Source organism: Sinorhizobium americanum, from assembly GCF_001651855.1.
GTDB lineage: Bacteria > Pseudomonadota > Alphaproteobacteria > Rhizobiales > Rhizobiaceae > Sinorhizobium > Sinorhizobium americanum.
On record NZ_LNQC01000031.1, the window covers coordinates 16,517 to 37,329 of the forward strand.

Genomic DNA, 20,813 nt, shown 5'->3' on the forward strand with positions numbered 1-20,813 from the left:
CCGTCGACAACCGGCGGGCGCCTTCCTATCTGTGCAGGATGACGAACCATCATCCGAGCGCAGGTGCAGGTGCCATCGAGCCTCCGGGCTCGAAGCGGCGCGGCGACTGGATCGCCCTCGCCGAGGATGCGATTCCCTTCGAGCGCATCGAAGCCTTCTTTGCCGGGCGGGCCTACGAGCCGCACCGACACGATACCTATGGCGTCGGCCAGACGCTTTCCGGCGTTCAGAGTTTTCGTTATCGCGGCGCCGAGCGCACGAGCCTTCCCGGGGCGACGATGGTGCTGCATCCGGACGAGTTGCATGACGGTCAGGCCGGCGCCGAGGAAGGATTCCGCTACCGGATGATCTATATCGAGCCAGCCGCCATTCAGACGGTGCTCGGCGGCCGGCCGTTGCCGTTCATCAAAGGCGGCATCTCGTCCGACCCGCGCCTGTTCGCCGCGGTTCACGCTCTCTTGCCGGGGACCGACACCCGCATCGATGCCCTGGAGTTCGAGGACGGCGTCTTCGAGCTTGCCCATGCGCTCGAGGCGGCTGCAGGCGGCCATGCGAAGGCGGGAGGGGCGCTCGACTATCGCGCCGCCGAACGCGCGCGCCTTTACCTCCATGAGCTGCCCGAAGGCACAGTGACGCTTGAGCGTCTGGAGGCGGTCAGCGGCCGGGATCGCTGGGGTCTCAGCCGTGACTTCCGCCGGCTGTTCGGGACGAGCCCCTATCGTTATCTGGTGCAGCGGCGGCTCGAGGCGGTGAAGGCCGATCTCCGACTAGGTGTCGGGGCAGCAGAAGCCGCCCTTGCTGCCGGATTCGCCGATCAGGCGCATATGAGCCGCCACTTCAAGAAGGCCTTTGGCGTCTCGCCGGGCCGATGGCTGCGCATGGCGGGGCCGGCTCCTTCTGAAATCCCGCCGCGCCCCTAAGTCCTGCACGATCGTTCAAGACCCCGGTCACCTAGACTGCTGTAGTCCTTGCCGAACAGCCAGAGGACGCAGTCAAATGAACCTATCCAGCCGCACCTACGCGCCAATCAATTTTGCCGAGAAGCTCACTAAGTTCGCCGATCAGTGGCAACCGCGCGTGATCGCCGAACTCAACGATTATCAATTGAAGATCGTCCGAATCGAGGGCGATTTCACCTGGCACGATCATCCCGAAACCGACGAGGCCTTCATCGTCATCGAGGGAACGCTTCGGATCGACTTTCGCGATGGTTCGGTCACGCTCGGCCCTGGCGAAATGTACGTCGTCCCGAAGGGGGTCGAACACAAACCCTATGCGGCAAGTGAGGTGAAGATGCTGCTCATCGAGCCGCGAGGCACGGTGAACACCGGGCAGTCGGGCGGCGACCGCACCGCTGCGAATGACATGTGGATCTGATGCAATGGTCCGTGACCTCGCGCTTCTCGCACTTGCAGCCTTGCCGCTGATGGGCAGCCCCGGCCCGGCGACGCTCAGCCTAGCCGGCATGGCGGCCGCCCACCCGCCGGCATCAATAGCGGCACGATCGTTGTCGTTCTGCTGATCGCGACGGGAACGACTGCGATCGTCCTCGGGCGGCCGGGAATGAAGACGGCAACGATGGTCCTTGCCGGGCTCTACATGCTTTACCTTGCCTGGCGCATTGCCACTGCGCGGCCGATCGGCTCCGGTGAGCAAGGATCGCACCGTCCCTCGTTCCTCGGCGGCTTTGCACTGGCGATCGCCAACCCCAAGGCCTATGCGGCGATCGGCTCGCTCTATGTGGGAAGCCTTGTCGAAGCAGAGCAAGGGGCATACACGACCGCTGCAAAAGTCCTGGTCCTGGCGATCGTCGCGGTAACGGTGAACACGACCTGGCTTGCCTTCGGCGCGGCCATTGCAGCGGTGTTGCGGGATCCGAGGAAGGCACGGATAGCCAACATCGTTTTTGCACTTCTGCTGCTTCTATCGCTTGCGCCGCTGCTGATCAGCTCGCCCCTTGAGCGTTAGCACCCGGAGGTCTATGAACGCGCCATGACCGCCAAGATCCTCGTCAGCGCCTGTCTCATGGGCCATGCGGTGCGCTATGATGGCGCAGCGAAACCGCTCCGTCATCCGGCGATCGAGCGATGGCGCGCGGAGGGGCGGCTCGTGACCCTCTGTCCGGAGTTGTCGGCAGGCATGCCGGTTCCGCGGCCGCCGGCGGAGATCGAGGGAGGCAGGACCGGTGCGGACATCCTTTCCGGCGCCGGGCGGGTTGTCGAAAAGACGGGCCAAGATGTCACCGAGGCGTTTCGCCATGCTGCGGAAAACGCGCTTGCCCTGGCGCTTGCCACCAACTGTCGTTTCGCACTGCTGATCGACGGCAGCCCGTCCTGCGGCTCCGGCTTCGTCTATGACGGCAGCTTCAGCGGCGAGCGCGTCAAGGGCGAGGGGGTGACCGCCGCGATTCTTCGCGCGAACGGCGTCGAGGTCTTTTCCGACCGCGAAGTCGAGATGCTTGTCGAGAGACTTGCTGGCGAGGATGACGGGGCCGCATAAAAGATTACGCCCCTGCTTCTCTCAGGGGCGCAACCTTTCGCCATTGCAGCGAAACGCCCGTCAGCCTGAATATTCCGGCCGATGGGGCAGGGAACTCTATGTATATGGTGTCAATCTAATCTAAGTTCGAAGGCCGACGGATCAAATTCTTGTGAACCGCTTGCCGCCATCGAGGCGCTGACCGGTTTGGCGTGCGACACGATTCCGACCGCGGCGGTCTTTGCCGTCCGATCGATGTCGGCGACTGCGGCGACTGTCGGCGCTGGGGCCGTCTTCATGGACGCGGCCCTGATGACGTCCTCGGAGGCCTTGTTGACGAAGACGACCGGCGATCCTCCGAGCCACGCTTCGGTGCGGAGCGCCTTCATTTCGCCGTCGATCTCCTTGAGCTCGAGCTTTGCGGTACCGGGTGCCAGTTCCGGCACGACATAGGAGGCTTTCTTCTTCGGCTGCAGCGGCGGGCACTGCGAGCAGGAAATCGTCGCGACGCTGGAATTGACGGCCGCCCCGGCGGTTACGTCCTCGACCGACGACGCTGCCGCTGTGCCGGCGGCAAAAGTCAAGGCGGCGGTGATCAGCAGGGAACGCATCGGTCTCTCCTCGAAAGTCTCGAGGAGGAGAATACGAGTTCTCCCTTACCTACCCGTCAGGAGAATTGGTAAAAATTGAATGACGCCGCGATTCCGGGCGATCACGCCTTCTCGCGTGCGAGCGCCCGCCACCCGATGTCGCGGCGGTAGAAGCCGTTGTCCCAGGATACGCTGTTCACGCCTGCATAGGCGGCGTCCTTTGCGTCGCTGACGGTCCGTCCCAGGGCCGTGACGTTCAGCACGCGGCCCCCCGTCGCGACGAGGCGGCCGTCCTTGAGCGCCGTCCCGGCATGAAACACTCTGGTCGTGGCGGATGCCTCGGGCAGGGCCGCGATCGGCGTGTTCTTTTCATAGGCCCCCGGATAGCCGCGCGAGGCCATCACGACCGTCAATGCCGCCTCGTCGTGCCATTCGATCTTCTTCCCGGCGAGCGTTCCCGTCGCTGCGGCGTAGAGCAGGGGCAACAGGTCGCTCTTCATGCGCATCATCAGCACCTGGCATTCCGGGTCGCCGAAGCGGACATTGTATTCGATAAGTTCCGGCCCCTTTGCAGTGATCATCAGGCCGGCGAAGAACACGCCGGTGAATGGATGCCCGCTTTCGGCCATGCCGCGTACGGTCGGCTCGATGATCGCCTTCATCGTCCGCTCGACCATTTCCGCCGTCATCACCGGGGCAGGCGAATAGGCGCCCATCCCGCCGGTGTTCGGTCCCGTATCGCCATCGCTGACACGCTTGTGATCCTGTGCCGAGGCAAGCGGCAGCACGGTCTTGCCGTCCGACAGGCAGAAGAAGCTTGCCTCCTCGCCATCGAGATAGGCTTCGACGACGACCTCTGCGCCGGCGGAGCCGAAGGCGCCGGAGAAACACTCGTCGATGGCGGCGAGTGCCTCGTCGAGGGTCATCGCCACCGTCACACCCTTGCCGGCGGCGAGCCCATCCGCCTTGATGACGATCGGGGCGCCCTGTTCGCGGACATAGGCCTTCGCCGGTTCGGCTTTGGTAAAGCGCCTATAGGCGCCCGTCGGGATCCCATACTTGGCGCAAAGATCCTTGGTGAAGCCCTTGGAGCCTTCGAGTTGGGCGGCAGCGGCAGAGGGGCCGAAGACGCCAATCTCGGCGGCGCGGAGTACGTCCGCGAGGCCGGCGACGAGGGGGGCCTCGGGACCGACCACGACGAAATCGATCGTCTTCTCGCGGCAGAAGTCGACCACGGCCGCGTGGTCGTCGATGTCGAGCGCGACGATCGTCGCCTCTTCGGCAATGCCGGGATTGCCTGGTGCCGCGTAGAGCGCGGTAAGCTGTGGCGACTGCGCGATTTTCCATGCAAGCGCGTGCTCGCGTCCGCCCGATCCGATCAGAAGAACCTTCATTGCCATCCTTGCCGTCAGCGCCTTGATGCGCTGCGGTTAGGACGCCGGGCGGGGCAAGGTCAAGGAAAAACCGGCTCGGCGCTCAAGATTCACCGGCGCGCTTCGCGGCTTGAGATCCGGCGCGCGCTGCCGGATCGCTCGTCGACGGGCCGGTCCTTGACGTGCTGCGCCGTCCGGGTCAGGGCCCAGATGGCCAGGTCGTCGAGCGAGAGCGGCTTGCTGATCAGATAGCCCTGGAAGCGGTCGCAGCCGGCCGCGGTGAGCATGGCGAGCTTTTCCGGCGTATCGACGCCTTCGCCGATCACCGCCATGTCCTTCGCATGGCAGAGTGCGACCACCGCCTTGAGGACGGAAAGGGAGTGCGAGGCCGTGAGGTTGGTCACCAGCGCCCGGTCCAGTTTGATCGTATCCGCGGCGTAGTCGATGATTTGCTGGATCGACGTATAGCCGGCGCCGAAGTCGTCGATCGACAGGCGGAAGCCCTTGTGGCGCAATTCGTCGATGTTCTGTCGGAGCTGATCGCTGATCTTGACCGCGAATGTCTCGGTGAGCTCGATGTCGATTGAGCGCGTTTCCAGTTGGTGGCGGGTTGCGCATTCCGACAGATAGTCGCCGAGCGCATGCGAATGTAGCTCTGCCGAAGAAATGTTGATTGCCACCACCGTGTCTTGCCCGAAGAGGGCCTTCAACTGGCGGCAGTCCGACATTGCCCTGTTGATGACCCACCAATCGATCTTCGTGAAAAGACCGGAGCTTTCGGCGATCGGGACGAATTCGTCGGGCGTCACGGCACCGAGCACGGGCGAGTTCCAGCGCAGCAGCGCCTCACAGCCGGTGACCTGGCCGCGTGCGTTCACGATCGGCATATAGACGAGATGGAATTGCTCGTCGGGATCGAGCCCCCGCAGTTCCTCCTGGATCTGGCGGAGCCGCGTGCGTTTATCGTGGAGCGCACGCGAGAAACGGGAGGAGCGATTCCTGCCGCCGGACTTCGCCTGGTACATGGCGGCATCTGCATTGGAGATCAGTTCGGCGATGTTCGTCGCATCGTCCGGGCAGATCGCCACGCCGATGCTTGCCGTCACCGGATAACGCTTGCCGGAAACTTCGAAGCCGCCGTCAAACAGGGCCAGGATCGCATCCGAGATCTCCCGGACGGTGCCTTTGCCGGGGTTCGACCGCACCAGAACCGCAAATTCATCACCGGAAAGGCGGGCGAGCACGGCAGGCTCCAGCTGTCTCCGCCGGGTGATCGCCTCCACCGTTTGCCCAATTCGTCCAGCAAGCGTCTTGAGCAGGTCGTCGCCGACATCGTGGCCGTGCTTGTCGTTGACGAATTTGAAATTGTCGATGTCGATGAACAGCAGGCAGCACTTCTCGCCGGAGGCGATGGCCTGCTCGACGACGCCGGCCGCAAGTGCGTTGAAGCGACCCCGGTTGTTGATACCGGTGAGCGTGTCGGCCCAGGAGCTTTGCTGCACGAGACGCAGGGAATGGGCGGACTGGCTGTGAAGCTCGCGGATATTATGTGTCAGCCGGCCGATCTCACCCGCCTCGTCCATGTCCCTGATGTCGTCACGCTCGCCGGCCATGACCGCCGTGACATCCGCATCGAGGCTGGCGATCGGTCCCGTGATAAAACGCCTGATCAACAGCACGATCAGGATGATGGAGATCAGGCTCATGGCGAGAGCGCCGCAAGCAAGCAGCACCTTTCGGCGCCACACTTGAGCCTCGAAATAGGCATCCGGGACGACGATCGTGGCATAAAGCTGCGTCCCGAGGGGCGTGCTTGCCGAAAGCGTGTCGGTGACGGCGAGCGGCCATGGCTGGAGAACGATGTCGGCCCCGTACTCCTTCTTCAGAGCGGCCTGCATTGCCAGGAATCGGTCGGGCAGGACGGCGATCTGCATCAGCAATGCATTGGCCTTGTTGCTCGGCATGGGACGGCCGAACGTGACGGGATCGACAAAGAGGGAATAGACGATCCGCGGCCGGTCGCCGGTGGGCTCAAGATAGGTCAAGTCGCTGAGCCGCTTGCCAGCGATCAACTTCCGTGCAAGATCGCGCTGCGGCTCGTCGATCTCGGCAAAGGGATCCCAACTGTTCTCGTAATAGTAATCCGCTTCGTTTCGCGCGTTGAGGACGGCGAAGGAGATGTAGGCGATCGGATCCTCCGACAGCGATTTTATGCTCTCCTGCAGGCGTGCGCCGAGCGCCGTGACGCGGTATCGCTCGTCGGTCTCGGCGACGAACTGGTGCAGAACGCCTCCGTTCAGCAGGGCGTTCAGAAAACTCTTGCTGCGCTGGACCTCGTTCTGGAAAACCGCGGCCGCGTGCTCCAGCCGTTGGGAGAGCTTCGCCTTCTCCAGCGCCTGGATGGAGCGCTCCTGGGCAACATAGACCGATAGCGCTGCGAGGATGTAGCCGAGCAGCACGACGGGGAAGATGAGAAAAAGTGCGCGCTTGCTGAGGGTCACTGAAAATTCGCCAGAGTGCTGATGATGCGTCGGCGAGCCTGGACCGACGGGATTGAAAGTTCCTGCTGGTACTGGCTTTTCGCCAGGGTCGCGGCCGGCGGATAGATCTCCGGATCGGAGCGCATCGCTTCCGGAAGAATCTTCAAGGCCGCGCTGCTCGTGGTCGGCATCGTCAAGGCAAGGGCGTTTGCGGCGGCGCCTTCCGGCGAACCGATGAAGTCGAGGAACTCCAGGGCACGCTGCTTGCGAGGCGAGCTGGCCATGACCGATACGCAGTCAAGCCAGGAAAGCGTCCCTTCCTTGGGGACCGAATAACGCCACAACCCCGGCGTGCCGACCTTGTCGTTGAGGACGTGCTGATCGCCGCTGTAGCCGAGTGCCATATAGATCTCTTTGCCGGTCGCCTGGTCCTGGATGGCGGTGATGACATAGTCGTAGGTCAGCACGGCCGGCGCCTGTGCCTTCAGAAGATCGAAGGCGGCCTTCAAGGTTCCTGTTTCACTGGCATTGATGGATGCGCCGAGCAGCATCAGCGGCGGCACGAAGAGTTCGGTATGGTCGTCGAACATCGCGATGTGCTTCTTGAGCGACACGGACGGCCGCATCATATCCTCCCAGGAGGTCGGCGCCTGCGCGATGATATCGGAGCGATAGAGAATGCCGACCGTGCCGGAGAAATAGGGTAGTCCGCGTCCGGCGCAGCGATCGCGCCACTTGGGCTCATAGTCCTTGAGCGCCGGCAAATTCGCCTCTTCGAGGGGCTCAAGAACGCCTTTCTTGCCGAAAAGATGCGCACCGTTCTCATCGACGACGACAAGATCGACATTGTTGCTGGGATCCGCGAGGATCTCGTCGCGGGCATCGTCGCTGTCGAAATTGATCTGCCGGATTGCGATGCCGGTCTCCTGCGTCCAGCGGTCGATCAGGCCCTGGTCGATGTAGGCTTCCCAGATCAGCAGGTTCAGCGTTTCGGCGCGACTTGCGGCCGCGCAAAGAAACGTCGCCAGGAAGACGGATGTAGCCGCGCGCCGTCTCATTCTCTGCCCCCCGCCAAGAACAACCCCCACTGGCAGACGGTAACCGGCAAAAATTTAGGAATGCTTACGGGCAGCGCGAGCCATGCATCTCTTCGCCCGAACGCCGACTATCGCGATGGTATTTTCGGCAGCAACACCGTGAAGATTCCGAGTAGCGGCAGGTAGGAGCAGATCTTGTAGACGAATTCGATGCCATGGCTGTCGGCAAATATGCCGAGAACCGCCGCCCCCATGCCGCCGAACCCGAAGGCAAAGCCGAAGAAGACGCCGGCAATGAGCCCGACGCGGCCGGGAACGAGTTCCTGTGCGAAGACGACGATCGCCGAGAAGGCCGACGAAAAGACGAGGCCGATCACCACGCTGAGCACCCCCGTCCAGAACAGGTTCGCATAGGGCAGCATGAGCGCGAAGGGAATGACGCCGAGTATCGAGAACCAGATGACGAAACGGGCGCCGTAGCGGTCACCGATCGGTCCGCCTAGGAAGGTTCCCGCCGCCGCGGATCCGAGGAAAAGAAACAGCATCAGTTGCGCCTGCTGCACGCTCGTGCCGAACTTTTCGATGACGAAGAAGGTGAAATAGCTCGAGACGCTGGCGAGATAGACGTTCTTGGTCGCTGTCAGCAGGACGAGGATCGCGACCGCCCAGAGGACGCGGGCCTTCGGCAGCGGCAGCGCCCGGCTCGGCGCGGCGCGGCTCATGGTCGAGCGGCGATGCCGCACATACCAGGCGCTGACCCACGACAGCACGAAGAAGCCGGTTATGGCGACGATCGAGAACCAGCCGAGGCTGCCCTGGCCGAAGGGCAGAACGGTGAAGGCGGCAAGGAGCGGACCCAATGCGCTGCCGGCATTGCCGCCGACCTGGAACAGCGATTGCGCCAACCCGTGGCGACCGCCCGAGGCGAGCCGCGCGACGCGCGACGATTCGGGGTGGAAGATCGCCGAGCCGACGCCGATCAGGCTTGCCGCGAGCAGCAGCATCCAGAAGTGATCGGCATGGGCGAGAAGAAGAAGCCCCGAACAGGTCGACAGCATGGCGACCGGCAAGGTGTAGGGAAGGGCCCAGCGATCGGTGACGATCCCGACGGCCGGCTGCAGCATCGAGGCCGTGACCTGGAAGGTGAAGGTCAACAGACCGATCTGCACGAAGTCCAGTGCGTAATTCGCCTTGAGCAATGGATAGAGCGCCGTCAGCAGCGACTGCATGATGTCGTTCAGCATGTGGCAGAAGCTGACGGCAAGAATGACGGAGAAGGCCGTCTTTTCCGGATTGATGCTGCCCGCCGTGACCGAAGACATGAGGTGGTTCCTTCCGCGCGGCTCGCTGCGGAGCCCTTTCATCCATCTGTAGACGCCTTGTCGATGGCCTGCTTTTGTGATTTGGTCGGATTCTTTCGCGAGCGGGCCAGATGCTGAAATCCGACCGACATTACCTGCCGGAACTGCCGGACGACGATCACTTCCGAAACCTGGAGTGGATCGAAAAAGCGAATGCTCCCGTCCTGGCGATCGGAAGAGACTATGGCTGCGGGCTCATCGTGCCGCCGCACAGCCACACGCGAACCCAACTCTGGTGGGCCCGCTCGGGCGTGGTTCTCGTGCATACGGCAGAGGGGCGATGGATGATCCCTCCCGGCCACGCCCTGCTCATTCCTGCCGGAATGGAGCACTCGGCCGAGATGGTCAGCGACGTTCGCATGCACTCGATCTATATCGCGGCGATGAGCCGGGCGCGCCGGCCTTTGGTGCTGGAGGTGTCGGCGTTGGCCGGCAGCCTCATCGACGAACTGATCCGTATCGAGAATGAAACGTCGTGCGGTCGGCGCGAGCAACTGATCATGGAGCTGTTGCTCGAGGAAATTCCGCGCCTCGCTGAGCGGCCGCTGGGCCTGCCCTTTCCGCAAGACCGCGCCCTTGCCGGCCTCTGCCGGAAATTCCTGGAGGCGCCTTCGGCCGCCGCCAATATCGATCAATGGGCCGACAGCCTCGGCATCAGCCGGCGTTCCTTCACGCGGTTCTTCCGGCACGAGACGGGCATCAGCTTCGTTACCTGGCGCCAGCAGGCTTGCATCTTCGCCTCGCTGCCGCGCATTGCCGACGGCGAGCCGATCACCACCGTCGCTCTCGATGCCGGCTATGAGAATGTGGCGGCCTACACCACCATGTTTCGCCGCATGCTCGGTGCGCCGCCGAGCCTTTACCTGCGCGGCCGTGATGCCTGACTGCAGCGGATCATTTGGGCGCTTGACCGGCTCGCTCCGCGGGGCCAAACAGGGGCCATGAACAGCTCATCCGTCGATTCCGGCCGCGTGCACGATGCACCGTCGAAGAACTGGGTCTACCGCGTGCTGCCGCGGGCGCTTTGGCCCTATGCGCAACTCGCCCGTTGGGACCGGCCGATCGGCTGGCAATTGCTGATGTGGCCATGCCTCTGGTCAGCGGCACTCGCGGCCGGCGCCGCAGCCCCGCTCGACAGTTTCTCCCCGGCTCGCTTCCTCTTGCACGTCTTTCTGTTCGTCGCCGGGGCGATCGCCATGCGCGGTGCCGGCTGCACCTATAACGACATCGTCGATCACGAAATCGATATGGAAGTGGCGCGGACCCGATCGCGGCCGCTGCCGTCCGGCCGCGTGACGCGCGCCCAGGCGAAGGTCTTCATGGTGCTGCAGGCGCTGGTTGGCCTCGTCATCCTGCTGCAGTTCAACGCCTTGACGATCATTCTCGGCATTGTCTCGCTGAGCCTGGTGGCAATCTATCCATTTGCCAAGCGCTTCACCGATTGGCCGCAATTCTTCCTCGGCCTGGCATTTTCCTGGGGCGCTATCATGGGCTGGTCGGCAGAATTCGCATCGCTGTCCCTTGCCGCCATCCTGCTCTATGCCGCGGCAATCGCCTGGACGATCGGTTACGACACGATCTATGCCTATCAGGACCGGGAGGACGACGCATTGATCGGCGTCCGCTCGACCGCACGCCGCTTCGGCGACAATCCGCGGCCATGGCTGATCGGGCTTTACGGCTTGACCGTTCTCCTGATGGTTTTCGCATTCCTGGCGGCCGGCGCGGGATTCTTCGCCTATGCTGGACTGATCGTGGCGGCTGTCATGCTCGCTTACCAGATCCTGGTGCTGAACATCCACGATCCTGAGCAGTGCCTGGCGCTCTTCAAGTTCAACGGCGTCGTCGGGCTCATCATCTTCGCCGGGCTGGTGCTGGCGCTTCTCCTGCGCCTGATATGAAAAATCCTTCGGAAGGTCCGGAGGACATCTTATTCGACGGGTAGGGCGATCACGCCCAACTTGCTTCGGCGTCCGCCTTGCGCCGGTTGGCCGCGATGTGGGTGCGAAGAGCGGCCCAAAGGGCGACGAGGGTGGCGAGCAGGTGCTTGCGCATCGGTATCTCCTTCATTCGTTGCCTTGGCTATGTGCCGCTTGTGGCATGATGAAGGCCGAGACCGCTGTATCCGCCGTAACATTTGCCGCGGCCGCCTGTACGTTCTCCCGCACGACAACAAAAAGCCGGCCGCAGGGATTGGCCGGCTTTTGCACTGGAGATGGAGATAGGCGGTCAGGACCGGGCGATGATCTCGCGGCCGTCGATTTTCATCTGCACGCCGAGCTTGCCGGTGGAGCGGCGCACCAGGAAGCGCGGCCGGCGCTCGGCAAAGAAGGAGTGGCGACGGCGCGGCTTTACCGGCGCCGTGCGGATTTCGCCGAGATGTTCTTCCAGCGGCCGGGCGACACCATCGGCTTCGACCATCAGCATCGGGATGCGATAGGCATCCGCCCAGGCACGCCAGTCCGCCGCAATGTCGGAAAGATCATGCGCGACGAGCAGCGGGATGCAAAGATCCGGATCGTCATGATGAAGCTCGAGCGTCACAGTTACCTCCCCGTCGCCGTGGTCGATGGCCCGCGCTGCGACACCCTTGAAAGCTCGCGCAGGCAATGCGATCGAAAGGGGCAGGCCGCTGGATGGTAGCACCTTGCGCAGGACAGCGCCACGGTGGTCGAGGCTGATGCTCACATTGCCCACATCGCCGCGCAAGACGTAGGTCGCCTGCTGCGGAAAACGCTTCGGATCGAGCCGCAGCGTATTTCCTACCCACGCCGGTTGAGAGAGTGTGTTGCGCATTTTCATTTCGCCCTTGTTTTCCTTGAGAGCCGCTTCCCGGTCTTCTTCTCGGGACGTTTTCGTCCTCTGTGGGCTGGAGGATAGGCGGCCGCTCTTCCGGACGACTTAAAAATCGCGGTTAAAAAAACTTTGCGTCTCCCGATGGTTAGCAAAAGCCGAGGTGGTAAGGTTTCTCCTTCGTCAACGAAATCGCCGGCATTTTGCGCGTCGGCCGAAAAGCCACGCACAAGCCTGCTGATCCAGTTTCGGACGATCGGAATAACCATCGGGGATGTCGCGCGCCGGCTGTCCCCGATCCTTGCTGGCGGGGCAACGCGCATGGTTTCGACCTATCTCGACTACAATCTCATCGCGCGGGACATGAAAGTCAGCCTGAACCGCGTCTCGGAACAGACGGTCGTCGCGCGCGATACGCAATACTACCGGGATAACATCGGCAATGTGAGCTCGGTGGACGACTTCCTCGACGACTACCGGCTCTATTCCTACGCGATGACGGCCTTTGGCCTCGGCGACATGATCGATTCGGTCGCCTTCATGCGGAAGGTGCTCGAAAGCGACCTCTCCGACACGAGCAGCTTCGCCAACAGCTTGACGGACGATCGCTATCGAGAATTCGCCCTCGCCTACAGCTTCAGCGGCGGGACCGCCGTGTCACAGACCGAGGCGCAACTCGAGATCATCGGCCTTTACGATACGAGCATTCTCAACATCGCGGAGACGCAGAAGGAGGAGTCCCGCTACTACAACGTCATGAGCGACAAGATCACCAGCGTCGATCAGCTCCTCAACAACGATCGGCTGAGAGCCTATGTCTTCACCGCCTTCGGCATCGACGAGAGCACCTACTCCCGCCAGACGATCCGCAGCGTCCTTTCCAGCAATTCCGGCGATGCGAGCAGCTATGAAAATACGGTGATTGCTCCGAAGCTTTCCGAACTCGAGACCGCAAGGGCAGCGGCAGAAGCACAGTTGACTGCGGGCGGCCTCACCGACGAGGAAGAGGCGGAACTTGAGAGCAAGATAACGACTTACACGAATTCCATCGCCACGCTGAACAACTATATCGACCTCGCCGCAGCCTTCGACTTCACCTCCGATGGCACCGTGACCGCCGGTGCGGCGCAGACCGACGAAAACAAGCTGGCCGTCAACGACCTCTATATCTCCAGCAATTCCCGCGTTACCTCGCAGGCGGCGCTGCTGAACAAGGCCTATTTCGAGGAGACGGTCGCGAGTATCACGACCGTCGATGAACTCATCGCGGATACACGCCTTTACAACTACATCAGGACCGCTTTCGACCTCGACGAGGTGACGATCGTTTCCGCAACCATCAAGAACATCCTGACGAGCGACCCCGATGATCCGGACAGCTATGTCAACACGATCGGCGGCGGCGACGAGAACTACCTGGCGCTCGCAAATGCCTTCAATTTCCAGGAGGACGGCACGCTGGCGGACGGCGACAGCGCGCAGACTTCGACCCAGACGACGCTCACCTCCAACCGCTACATGACGCGATATAACGACAAGGACGACGAAGCGGACGAGAAGGCGGTTAGTGCCTATAAGTCCGCTGTCGCCGGCATGACGTCCGTCGACGACTTCATCGGTTCCGCTTCGATCTATGACTTCGCCCTGCAAGCCGTCGGCCTCGATCCCGACACGGAGAGCACCCGCACCATCAAGCGGGTGCTCACCAGCGACCTCACCGATCCGAAGAGCTTCATCTACACGCTCAAGGACGAGCGATACGTGACCCTTGCCAAACTGTTCAACTTTACGACAGAGGGCGAGGTCGGCGCACCGGCACTGGCTCAATCGGAAACGCAAATCCAGGAAACCGCGAAGAACTATATCGTCATCAAGTCCCGTTTTGGGTCGGATGAGGACAAGACCAAGGCTCAAGAGGAAGGCGAATATTATACGGCCGGGATCGCCAAACTTTCCTCGCTCGACGAATTCCTGGCTGACGAGCGTCTCGTCACCATCGCGCTCGAGGCGAACGGCATCGACCCCGAGGGCGTGACGGCCGATTTCCTCCGTGGAATCTTCACCTCCGATCTCGACGATCCGGAGAGCGCCATCAACGAACAGGAAAATTCCGCCGCCTATATCTCGCTCGTTACCTCGTTCAATTTCGACAGCGAAGGAAACGTGCTGCGCGAGGACAGGGACAGCATCGTCACACGCCACGGGCTTTACGAAACGCTTGACCAATATCTGCACCAAACGCTCGAGGAACAGGCGGGCGAGAACAATGAAGGCGTTCGCCTGGCACTCTATTTCGAGCGTAAGGCCGGCACGATTGTCGACGCCTATGATCTCCTGGCAGACGACGCGCTCGCCGAGGTATTCCGCACGATCTTCAGCCTGCCCGACGAGTTCAGCACCATGGACATCGACCAGCAGGCGAAGATCGTCGAAAAGAATCTCGATCTCGAGAAACTCAGCGACCCGGCCGAATTGAAGAAGCTGCTGGCACGCTTTGCCGTGCTTTACGATCTGGAGAACAACACCGAAGTCGATCCGGCCGTCTCGGTGCTCACGAGCAGCGGCAGCAGCGTCGGCATCAGCGCCGACACGCTCTATACCCTGTCGCAGCTCAGGATGGGCGGGTAAGCGCCGCTTCGTCTTAGTCCTGCCGCAGCACCTTGTCCGGGTTCATGATTCCGGCTGGATCGAAGACATGCTTGATCCGCCGCATCAGCTCGATCTCGATCGGCGAGCGGATTGCTGCCAGTTCGTCGCGCTTCAACTGGCCGATGCCGTGTTCGGCCGAAATCGACCCGTTATATTTCAGCACGATGGCGTGGACAATGGCGTTCATTTCGTGCCAGCGGGCCAGAAAGGGCTCGCGGTCCACACCGACGGGCTGGGAAATGTTATAATGGATGTTGCCGTCGCCCATATGCCCGAAGGCGCAGATGCGTGCATCGGGGATCGCCGTCATGACCGCCGCATCCGCTTCCGCCATGAAGGCGGGAATGCTCGACACCGGCACTGACACATCGTGCTTGATCGAGCCGCCTTCGGGTTTCTGTGCCGGAGACATGCTCTCGCGCATGTGCCACAGCGCCTTTCGCTGCGCTTCGCTCTGGGCGATGACCGCATTCTCGATCAGGCCGTCCTCTAAACCTGCTTCGAGCAGGCTTTGCACCATCCGCTCCGAGCTCTCGGCAGAGTCGGAGGTGGAGATATCGATCAGCGCATACCAGGGATGACATGTTTCCATCGGGTCGCGAACGCCCGGTATATGGCGGGTGGTGAACTCGATGCCGAGCCTCGGCATCAGTTCGAAGCCGGTCAAGGCGGGGCCGCAGAGGCTGGATGCCCGCTCGAACAGAGCGAGTGCGTCTTCGACGCTTGCGAGCCCGGCAAAGGCGACCTGATGGCCGCGCGGCTTCGGGAAGAGCCTCAGGACGGCGCCGGTGATGACCCCGAGCGTCCCTTCGGCGCCGATGAACAGATCGCGTAGGTCGTAGCCGGTATTGTCCTTCTTGAGGCGTCGGAGGCCGTCCCAGATTTCTCCGGTCGGAAGCACGACCTCGAGCCCCAGGCAGAGCTGTCGCATGTTGCCATAGGCAAGCACGGCGGTGCCGCCCGCATTGGTGGAAAGGTTGCCGCCGATCCGCGCTGAGCCTTCCGAGCCGAGCGATAGCGGGAAGAGCCGGTCGACGTCGTCCGCTGCCTTCTGGATATCTGCGAGAATGCAGCCGGCGTCGGCGACGATGACATTGCCGACGGGATCGATGTCGCGGATGCGGTTCAGCCGCTCGAGCGAAAGCACCACATCGGCCTTTCCTTCGCGCGGGATCTGGCCCGCCACATGCCCGGTATTGCCGCCCTGCGGCACGATCGCCGTCTGCGCCCGGCTGGCGAGTTGCAGGATGCGCGAGACTTCATCGACCGAACCGGGCTTGAGCACGAGCGGCGTGGTGCCGCGGTAGAGGCCACGCGATTCGACGAGATACGGCGCCGTCTCTGCGGGGCCGGTCAGAGCATTGCCGGGTCCGACGATGTCGGTGAAGGAGGCGATCAGTTCGGGAGAAGGAATTGTCGTCATGGCCCTGCCTTCGGTCAGTTCCGCGGGGCGGCCGCCCGCTGCATGCGGTCGAGGATCGCTTCGCCAAGCCCCTCGCTCGGGACCGGGCTGAAGGCGATCGTCCTGGCGCCGCTCGCATCCGCCTTTTTCATGTAGTCGAAGAGATTGGCGGCCGCCTCCCGGAGATCACCGCTCGGGCTGAGGTCGAGCACGAGGGCTGCCGCGTTTTCGCCGGGCAGCGCCTTGCCGCCGAAGCGGATCAGCGCCTCACCCGTGTGGACGTCCGTCGCATTGAGCCGCACCGCGGCGCCCGGCGCATAATGGGACGGGAGCATGCCGGGGGCTTCGATCGTCGCGCCCGCCGCTTCCGGCCGTTCAACAGGGAGGCCGGTAAGCGCCTCGATCTCGGCGGCGTCGAGACCGCCCGGCCTAAGCAGCCGGAGCCGGCCATCCTCGACCTTGAGGATCGTCGATTCGAGGCCGATTTCCGCCGGGCCCGCATCAAGGATCAGCTTCAGCTTCGCGCCGAGATCCGCTTCCACATGGGCCGCGCTGGTCGGACTGATCTTGCCCGACGTATTGGCGCTCGGGGCGGCCAAGGGTTGACCGAACCGTGCAATCACGCGCCGGGAGAAACCCTCCGGCATGCGGATACCGAGCGTGTCGAGACCGGCGGAGGCCAGCGCATGCACGGTGCCCTCGGATCGCTGTGGCAGGATCAGCGTCAGGGGTCCCGGCCAGAAAGCTTCCGCGAGACGCCGGGAGATGGGATCGAACGTCACGTGCGCTTCGGCCATTGCCATATCCGAGACGTGGCAGATCAGCGGGTTGAAGCGCGGCCGGCCCTTCATCTCGTAGATGCGGCTGATGGCATCGGCATTCGTCGCATCGGCGGCGAGGCCGTACACGGTCTCCGTCGGGATCGCCACAGGCTCGCCTCCGGAGAGCACGGCACAGGCCTTCTCGATCGCTCGATCCGGTTCGATACGCGTGTCGATGATTTCGGCCATGGCGGTTCTGATCCTTTCCGTCGCATCCTTAGCGGAGGGGGAGGGAAAACAGAACGATTTTCTTGGCCGGTCGGGCGGTGTCAGAGGCTGCGAATGATCCGCCGTAAGGCTTCGTCGCGGGCGCCGAGCATCAGGACGTTCTTGAGCGCCACTGTCGGGTCCTGCGTCCGGAAGATCAAACCGTTGCCACGCACGTTGCGATTGATGGCAATTTGTCCGTCTTCGGAGTCCGGCTCGATCGCAACGGCGAAATACATGCGCGAGTAGCTTGTCTGTATCCGCTCGAAGAAATGTGTCTCGTCCCCGAGGTCGGAAAAGAAGTTCGCGAAATAGAACGCCCATGTAATTTCGCGCGACTGGTTGAGCTTGGCTTTCGCGGCGGTCACATGGCAATAGCCGAGATGGGGGCTGTCGGCGAGCGTCCGGTGGAAGATCATCCTCGGAAACTGGATGGAGGCGTGAAAGCCGTTGATCCGCTTGTGAGTCGTCTCGCCCGCCGCCTGCAATCGGCGGCCCGTCCTCTCGGCCACCTCTTCATGGGTCATATAGCGGCGCTGTTCGGGCAACCACGGCCGGCGCCGGTCGATTCGGCCCGTGCGCAGGAACTCTGTATGGCCGCCCGCCGTTTTCGGTGCCGGCGCCTGCGCTTTGCCTGAGGCGTCGTAATATCTGAGCTTTGCCATCGGCTTCTGCGTCACCTGTCGCCAAACGGATTGATCTGTCAGCGAACGCTAAATCACCAGGGTTAACAGAGTATTTCGCGCGCCGCTCCGGCCGCAGCATCCCTCGATGTCGCAAAATGGCCCGCCGCGTTCGCGCCGGAGATGGCGCTGCGGAAAAATGCGCCATCTGCTCGAACGTTCACCTATCTTGTTGTTTGACATATAAAATGTCACATACGCAAGAATGCAAAGGCCCGAAAATCGCTGTCGTCTTTCCGGAATGGAATGTCGCGCATCGGCAATTGCCGAACCGGTTCACCCGCTTAGATTGGATGCTCAAGGTGCCGCCTCTCGGCGAGGGGCGGAGAATTGGGAAGCCGGTCAAATCCCGGCGCTGCCCCCGCAACGGTGGTGGAGTGAACTCCGGCAAAAGGCCACTGGACAATCGTCCGGGAAGGCGCCGGGGCAGGGCCTTCGGGCCACTCCAGAGCCCGGAAACCAGCCTTGAGGAAAACGACCGTAACTGGTTGCGGCGGGCAGCCGGATCGGAGCCAAGGCGCACGGCATCTCTCCGGCGCGGTTCCTGTCCTGCCTGCCCGAAACAGGGCTAACGAGGACATGGGCATGGACATCCAGAACGAAATGCTGCGCAAACTGAAGACCCGCCGCGAGGGCTACAGTCTCGACCGGGCCTTCTACATCGACCCGGACTATTACCGTCAGGACCTGGAGAATATCTGGTACAAGGATTGGCTCTTCGTCGGCCACGACTGCGAAATCCCGCGTCCCGGCAACTATTTCACGCTGCAGGTCGGCGACTATCCGATCGTCATCGTGCGCGATCGCCAGGGGGCGGTCCGGGCGCTGCACAATTCCTGCCGCCATCGCGGCTCGCGCGTTTGCACCCAGCACAAGGGATCCTCGGCCAAGCTTGTTTGTCCCTATCACCAGTGGACCTACGAACTCGACGGCAGGCTGCTCTTCGCCCGGCAGATGCCGGAGGATTTCGATCCGGCCCAGCACAGCCTGAAGCCGGTCAGTTGCGAAACGGTCGGCGGCTATATCTTCATCAGCCTTGCCGAGCGGCCCATGGATTTCCAGCCCTTCCGCGACACGGTCGCAGCCTATCTCGCGCCGCATCGCCTCGGCGAAACCAAGGTCGCCTATGAAAGCACCATCGTCGAGAAGGGCAATTGGAAGCTCGTCTGGGAGAACAACCGCGAGTGCTACCATTGTGCCGCCAACCATCCGGAACTCTGCCGGACCTATCCCGAGGCTCCGACTGTGACGGGCGTCCAGGGCGCCATGGACGATCCGGAAATCGGTGCCCATTGGGAGAGATGCGAGGCGGCGGGGCTGCCAAGCGCCTTCAAGATCGGGCCGACCGGCCAGTTCCGCATGACGAGAATGCCGCTGATCAACGGGGCGGAGAGCTATACGATGTCCGGCGAGAAGGCGGTCCGCAAGCAGCTTTCCGGTGACATAAGCGCGAATGGCGTCGGCACGCTGCTGCTCTTCCATTACCCGACGACCTGGAACCACATCCTCGGCGACCATGCGATCACCTTCCGCGTGCTGCCGCTCGGGCCGGAACTGACGCAGGTCACGACGAAATGGCTCGTCAGCAAGGATGCGGTCGAAGGGGTCGACTATACCCTCGAAGACCTCACCCATGTCTGGACCGAGACCAACGACCAGGACCGTCAGATCGTCGAGGAAAACGCCTTCGGCATCCGTTCGCCGGCCTATGAGCCGGGCCCCTATTCGGCCGAGCACGAGGGCGGCGTCATGCAGTTCGTCGACTGGTATTCGCGCTTCATGCTGGATCGCCTGCAGGGCAGCGCCGCTCCTCTGTCGCGGGTGGCATGACGATGGAAATGGCACGCTCCTTTCACCACTTCGACGAACTGCAGCCCTGGAAAGATCGCCAGTTCCTGCTCGAATGCATCTCCGCGGTTGCCGAGACCGCGGATGTGATGACCTTCACCTTCCGGTCCGACAGGCCGGCCTGGTTCCGCTACCTGCCCGGGCAGTTCGTCACGCTCGAACTGCCAGTCGGCGAGGAACCGGTGATGCGCACCTATACGCTGTCGTCCTCGCCGTCCCGCCCGCTCTCCGTGGCGGTCACGGCCAAGGCGCAGTCGAACAGCATCGGCACGCGCTGGATGTTCGACAATCTGAAGCCCGGCATGACACTGAAGGCGCTGGGGCCGCTCGGCGATTTCAGCTTCGTTCGCCATCCGGGCGAAAAATATCTGTTCGTCTCGGCCGGCTCTGGCATCACGCCGATGATGTCGATGACCCGCTGGATGGCAGACTGCGCGCCGGCAACGGATGTCACTTTCATCTCCTGCGCCCGGCAGCCGGAGGATCTGCTGTTCAAGGCGGAGCTTGAGATCCTCGCCCGCCAGATGCCGCGGCTCAATCTCGGCTTCCTGGTGGAAGGGCACGAGGCGCGGCACGGCTGGCACGGCCTGCGCGGCCGTATCGATGCGACGAAGCTGCCGCTGCTTGCACCGGATTTTCTGGAGCGAACGGTTTTCTGTTGCGGCCCCGAACCCTTCATGCGCGGGGTCCGGGAGATGCTGGAGGGGGTGGGTTTCGACATGGCTCGCTACCACCAGGAAAGCTTCCAGCCGGCGGCGGCGCCGGCGGCCGAGGAACTTGCCATACGCGCCGGGCCGGCTGCCGGGGCTCTGGCCGAGGCGGCGCGGGTAACCTTCACAATGAGCGGCAAGGACGTCTCGACCGTCCCCGGCCAGACGATCCTGCAGACGGCGCGCGCCAACGGCGTCAGGATCGGTGCCGCCTGCGAGGGCGGCATCTGCGGCACGTGTCGCGTCTTGAAGATCGCCGGCGAAGTCGAGATGAGCCACAATGGCGGTATTCTCGATGACGAAGTCGACGAGGGCTACATCCTCGCCTGCTGCTCGCGGCCTATCGGCGACGTTCAGATCGAAGCGTAGACAGCTACAGGC

The 20,813-nt window shown here is 62.8% G+C and carries 19 protein-coding genes and 1 riboswitch; of the genes, 10 read left to right on the top strand and 9 right to left on the bottom strand.

Features of this window, described 5'->3' with window-relative positions:
- Positions 1–38: 38 nt before the first annotated feature.
- From ATC00_RS01190 to ATC00_RS01205, 5 genes are all read left to right on the top strand, one after another.
- A complete protein-coding gene (locus ATC00_RS01190) occupies positions 39–920 on the top strand; it encodes an AraC family transcriptional regulator (protein ID WP_082911922.1) in 882 nt (293 codons plus the stop codon).
- A gap of 76 nt (positions 921–996) precedes the next feature.
- A complete protein-coding gene (locus tag ATC00_RS01195; protein ID WP_037379215.1) occupies positions 997–1,377 on the top strand; it encodes a cupin domain-containing protein in 381 nt (126 codons plus the stop codon).
- Between the two features lie 4 nt (positions 1,378–1,381).
- On the top strand, positions 1,382–1,522 hold the full coding sequence (locus ATC00_RS33310) for a hypothetical protein (RefSeq protein WP_234782231.1): 141 nt from the start codon (positions 1,382–1,384) through the stop codon (positions 1,520–1,522).
- 20 nt (positions 1,523–1,542) lie between these two features.
- Complete coding sequence (locus tag ATC00_RS01200; RefSeq protein ID WP_234782232.1) at positions 1,543–1,968, top strand: LysE family transporter; 426 nt, start codon at positions 1,543–1,545, stop codon at positions 1,966–1,968.
- A gap of 24 nt (positions 1,969–1,992) precedes the next feature.
- Positions 1,993–2,499, top strand: a complete 507-nt coding sequence (locus ATC00_RS01205; protein ID WP_064251709.1) for a 2-thiouracil desulfurase family protein — start codon at positions 1,993–1,995, stop codon at positions 2,497–2,499.
- Positions 2,500–2,609: 110 nt separating this feature from the next.
- Here the strand turns inward: ATC00_RS01205 and ATC00_RS01210 are convergent, their stop codons facing one another.
- The 5 genes from ATC00_RS01210 to ATC00_RS01230 all read right to left on the bottom strand — a co-directional run bounded on the left by ATC00_RS01210 (position 2,610) and on the right by ATC00_RS01230 (position 9,280).
- Positions 2,610–3,089 carry a plant virulence effector HPE1-like domain-containing protein gene (locus tag ATC00_RS01210; protein WP_064251710.1) on the bottom strand — a complete coding sequence of 160 codons (480 nt, stop codon included), beginning with the start codon at positions 3,087–3,089 and terminating at the stop codon, positions 2,610–2,612.
- A 101-nt stretch (positions 3,090–3,190) separates the two neighbouring features.
- On the bottom strand, positions 3,191–4,462 hold the full coding sequence (purD, locus tag ATC00_RS01215) for a phosphoribosylamine--glycine ligase (RefSeq protein ID WP_064251711.1): 1,272 nt from the start codon (positions 4,460–4,462) through the stop codon (positions 3,191–3,193).
- Between the two features lie 89 nt (positions 4,463–4,551).
- Complete coding sequence (locus tag ATC00_RS01220) at positions 4,552–6,942, bottom strand: putative bifunctional diguanylate cyclase/phosphodiesterase (RefSeq protein WP_037379227.1); 2,391 nt, start codon at positions 6,940–6,942, stop codon at positions 4,552–4,554.
- Positions 6,939–7,979: a polyamine ABC transporter substrate-binding protein gene (locus ATC00_RS01225; RefSeq protein ID WP_064251712.1), complete on the bottom strand. Its 1,041-nt coding sequence runs from the start codon at positions 7,977–7,979 to the stop codon at positions 6,939–6,941. The genes ATC00_RS01220 and ATC00_RS01225 overlap by 4 nt, the downstream gene beginning before the upstream one ends.
- Before the next feature lie 107 nt (positions 7,980–8,086).
- Complete coding sequence (locus ATC00_RS01230; RefSeq protein WP_064251713.1) at positions 8,087–9,280, bottom strand: MFS transporter; 1,194 nt, start codon at positions 9,278–9,280, stop codon at positions 8,087–8,089.
- Positions 9,281–9,390: 110 nt separating this feature from the next.
- Here ATC00_RS01230 and ATC00_RS01235 point away from each other — a divergent pair, with 110 nt between their 5' ends.
- Positions 9,391–10,203 carry an AraC family transcriptional regulator gene (locus ATC00_RS01235; protein WP_064251714.1) on the top strand — a complete coding sequence of 271 codons (813 nt, stop codon included), beginning with the start codon at positions 9,391–9,393 and terminating at the stop codon, positions 10,201–10,203.
- Between the two features lie 57 nt (positions 10,204–10,260).
- A complete protein-coding gene (gene ubiA, locus ATC00_RS01240; RefSeq protein WP_064251715.1) occupies positions 10,261–11,220 on the top strand; it encodes a 4-hydroxybenzoate octaprenyltransferase in 960 nt (319 codons plus the stop codon).
- Positions 11,221–11,548: 328 nt separating this feature from the next.
- Here the strand turns inward: ubiA and ATC00_RS01245 are convergent, their stop codons facing one another.
- Positions 11,549–12,115 carry a DUF6101 family protein gene (locus ATC00_RS01245; protein WP_037379343.1) on the bottom strand — a complete coding sequence of 189 codons (567 nt, stop codon included), beginning with the start codon at positions 12,113–12,115 and terminating at the stop codon, positions 11,549–11,551.
- A 318-nt stretch (positions 12,116–12,433) separates the two neighbouring features.
- On the opposite strand from ATC00_RS01245, the gene ATC00_RS01250 reads away from it, so the two are divergent.
- Positions 12,434–14,740 (top strand): DUF1217 domain-containing protein, encoded by a 2,307-nt coding sequence (locus ATC00_RS01250; protein WP_064251716.1) that lies wholly within the window; start codon positions 12,434–12,436, stop codon positions 14,738–14,740.
- A gap of 13 nt (positions 14,741–14,753) precedes the next feature.
- On the opposite strand, the gene ATC00_RS01255 is transcribed toward ATC00_RS01250, so the two are convergent.
- The 3 genes from ATC00_RS01255 to ATC00_RS01265 form a co-directional block, all read right to left on the bottom strand.
- Complete coding sequence (locus ATC00_RS01255) at positions 14,754–16,184, bottom strand: FAD-binding oxidoreductase (RefSeq protein WP_037379240.1); 1,431 nt, start codon at positions 16,182–16,184, stop codon at positions 14,754–14,756.
- A gap of 14 nt (positions 16,185–16,198) precedes the next feature.
- A complete protein-coding gene (locus ATC00_RS01260) occupies positions 16,199–17,173 on the bottom strand; it encodes an L-threonylcarbamoyladenylate synthase (protein WP_064251717.1) in 975 nt (324 codons plus the stop codon).
- Positions 17,174–17,253: 80 nt separating this feature from the next.
- Positions 17,254–17,856, bottom strand: coding sequence for a DUF6656 family protein (locus tag ATC00_RS01265; RefSeq protein WP_064251727.1), 603 nt, complete (start codon positions 17,854–17,856; stop codon positions 17,254–17,256).
- A gap of 301 nt (positions 17,857–18,157) precedes the next feature.
- A riboswitch (cobalamin riboswitch) is annotated at positions 18,158–18,356 on the top strand.
- Between the two features lie 103 nt (positions 18,357–18,459).
- On the opposite strand from ATC00_RS01265, the gene ATC00_RS01270 reads away from it, so the two are divergent.
- Together ATC00_RS01270 and ATC00_RS01275 are read left to right on the top strand one after the other, a co-directional pair.
- Positions 18,460–19,704: an aromatic ring-hydroxylating oxygenase subunit alpha gene (locus ATC00_RS01270; RefSeq protein WP_064251728.1), complete on the top strand. Its 1,245-nt coding sequence runs from the start codon at positions 18,460–18,462 to the stop codon at positions 19,702–19,704.
- Positions 19,701–20,801 (top strand): FAD-binding oxidoreductase, encoded by a 1,101-nt coding sequence (locus ATC00_RS01275; RefSeq protein WP_064251718.1) that lies wholly within the window; start codon positions 19,701–19,703, stop codon positions 20,799–20,801. The genes ATC00_RS01270 and ATC00_RS01275 overlap by 4 nt, the downstream gene beginning before the upstream one ends.
- The last annotated feature ends 12 nt before the right edge of the window (positions 20,802–20,813 follow it).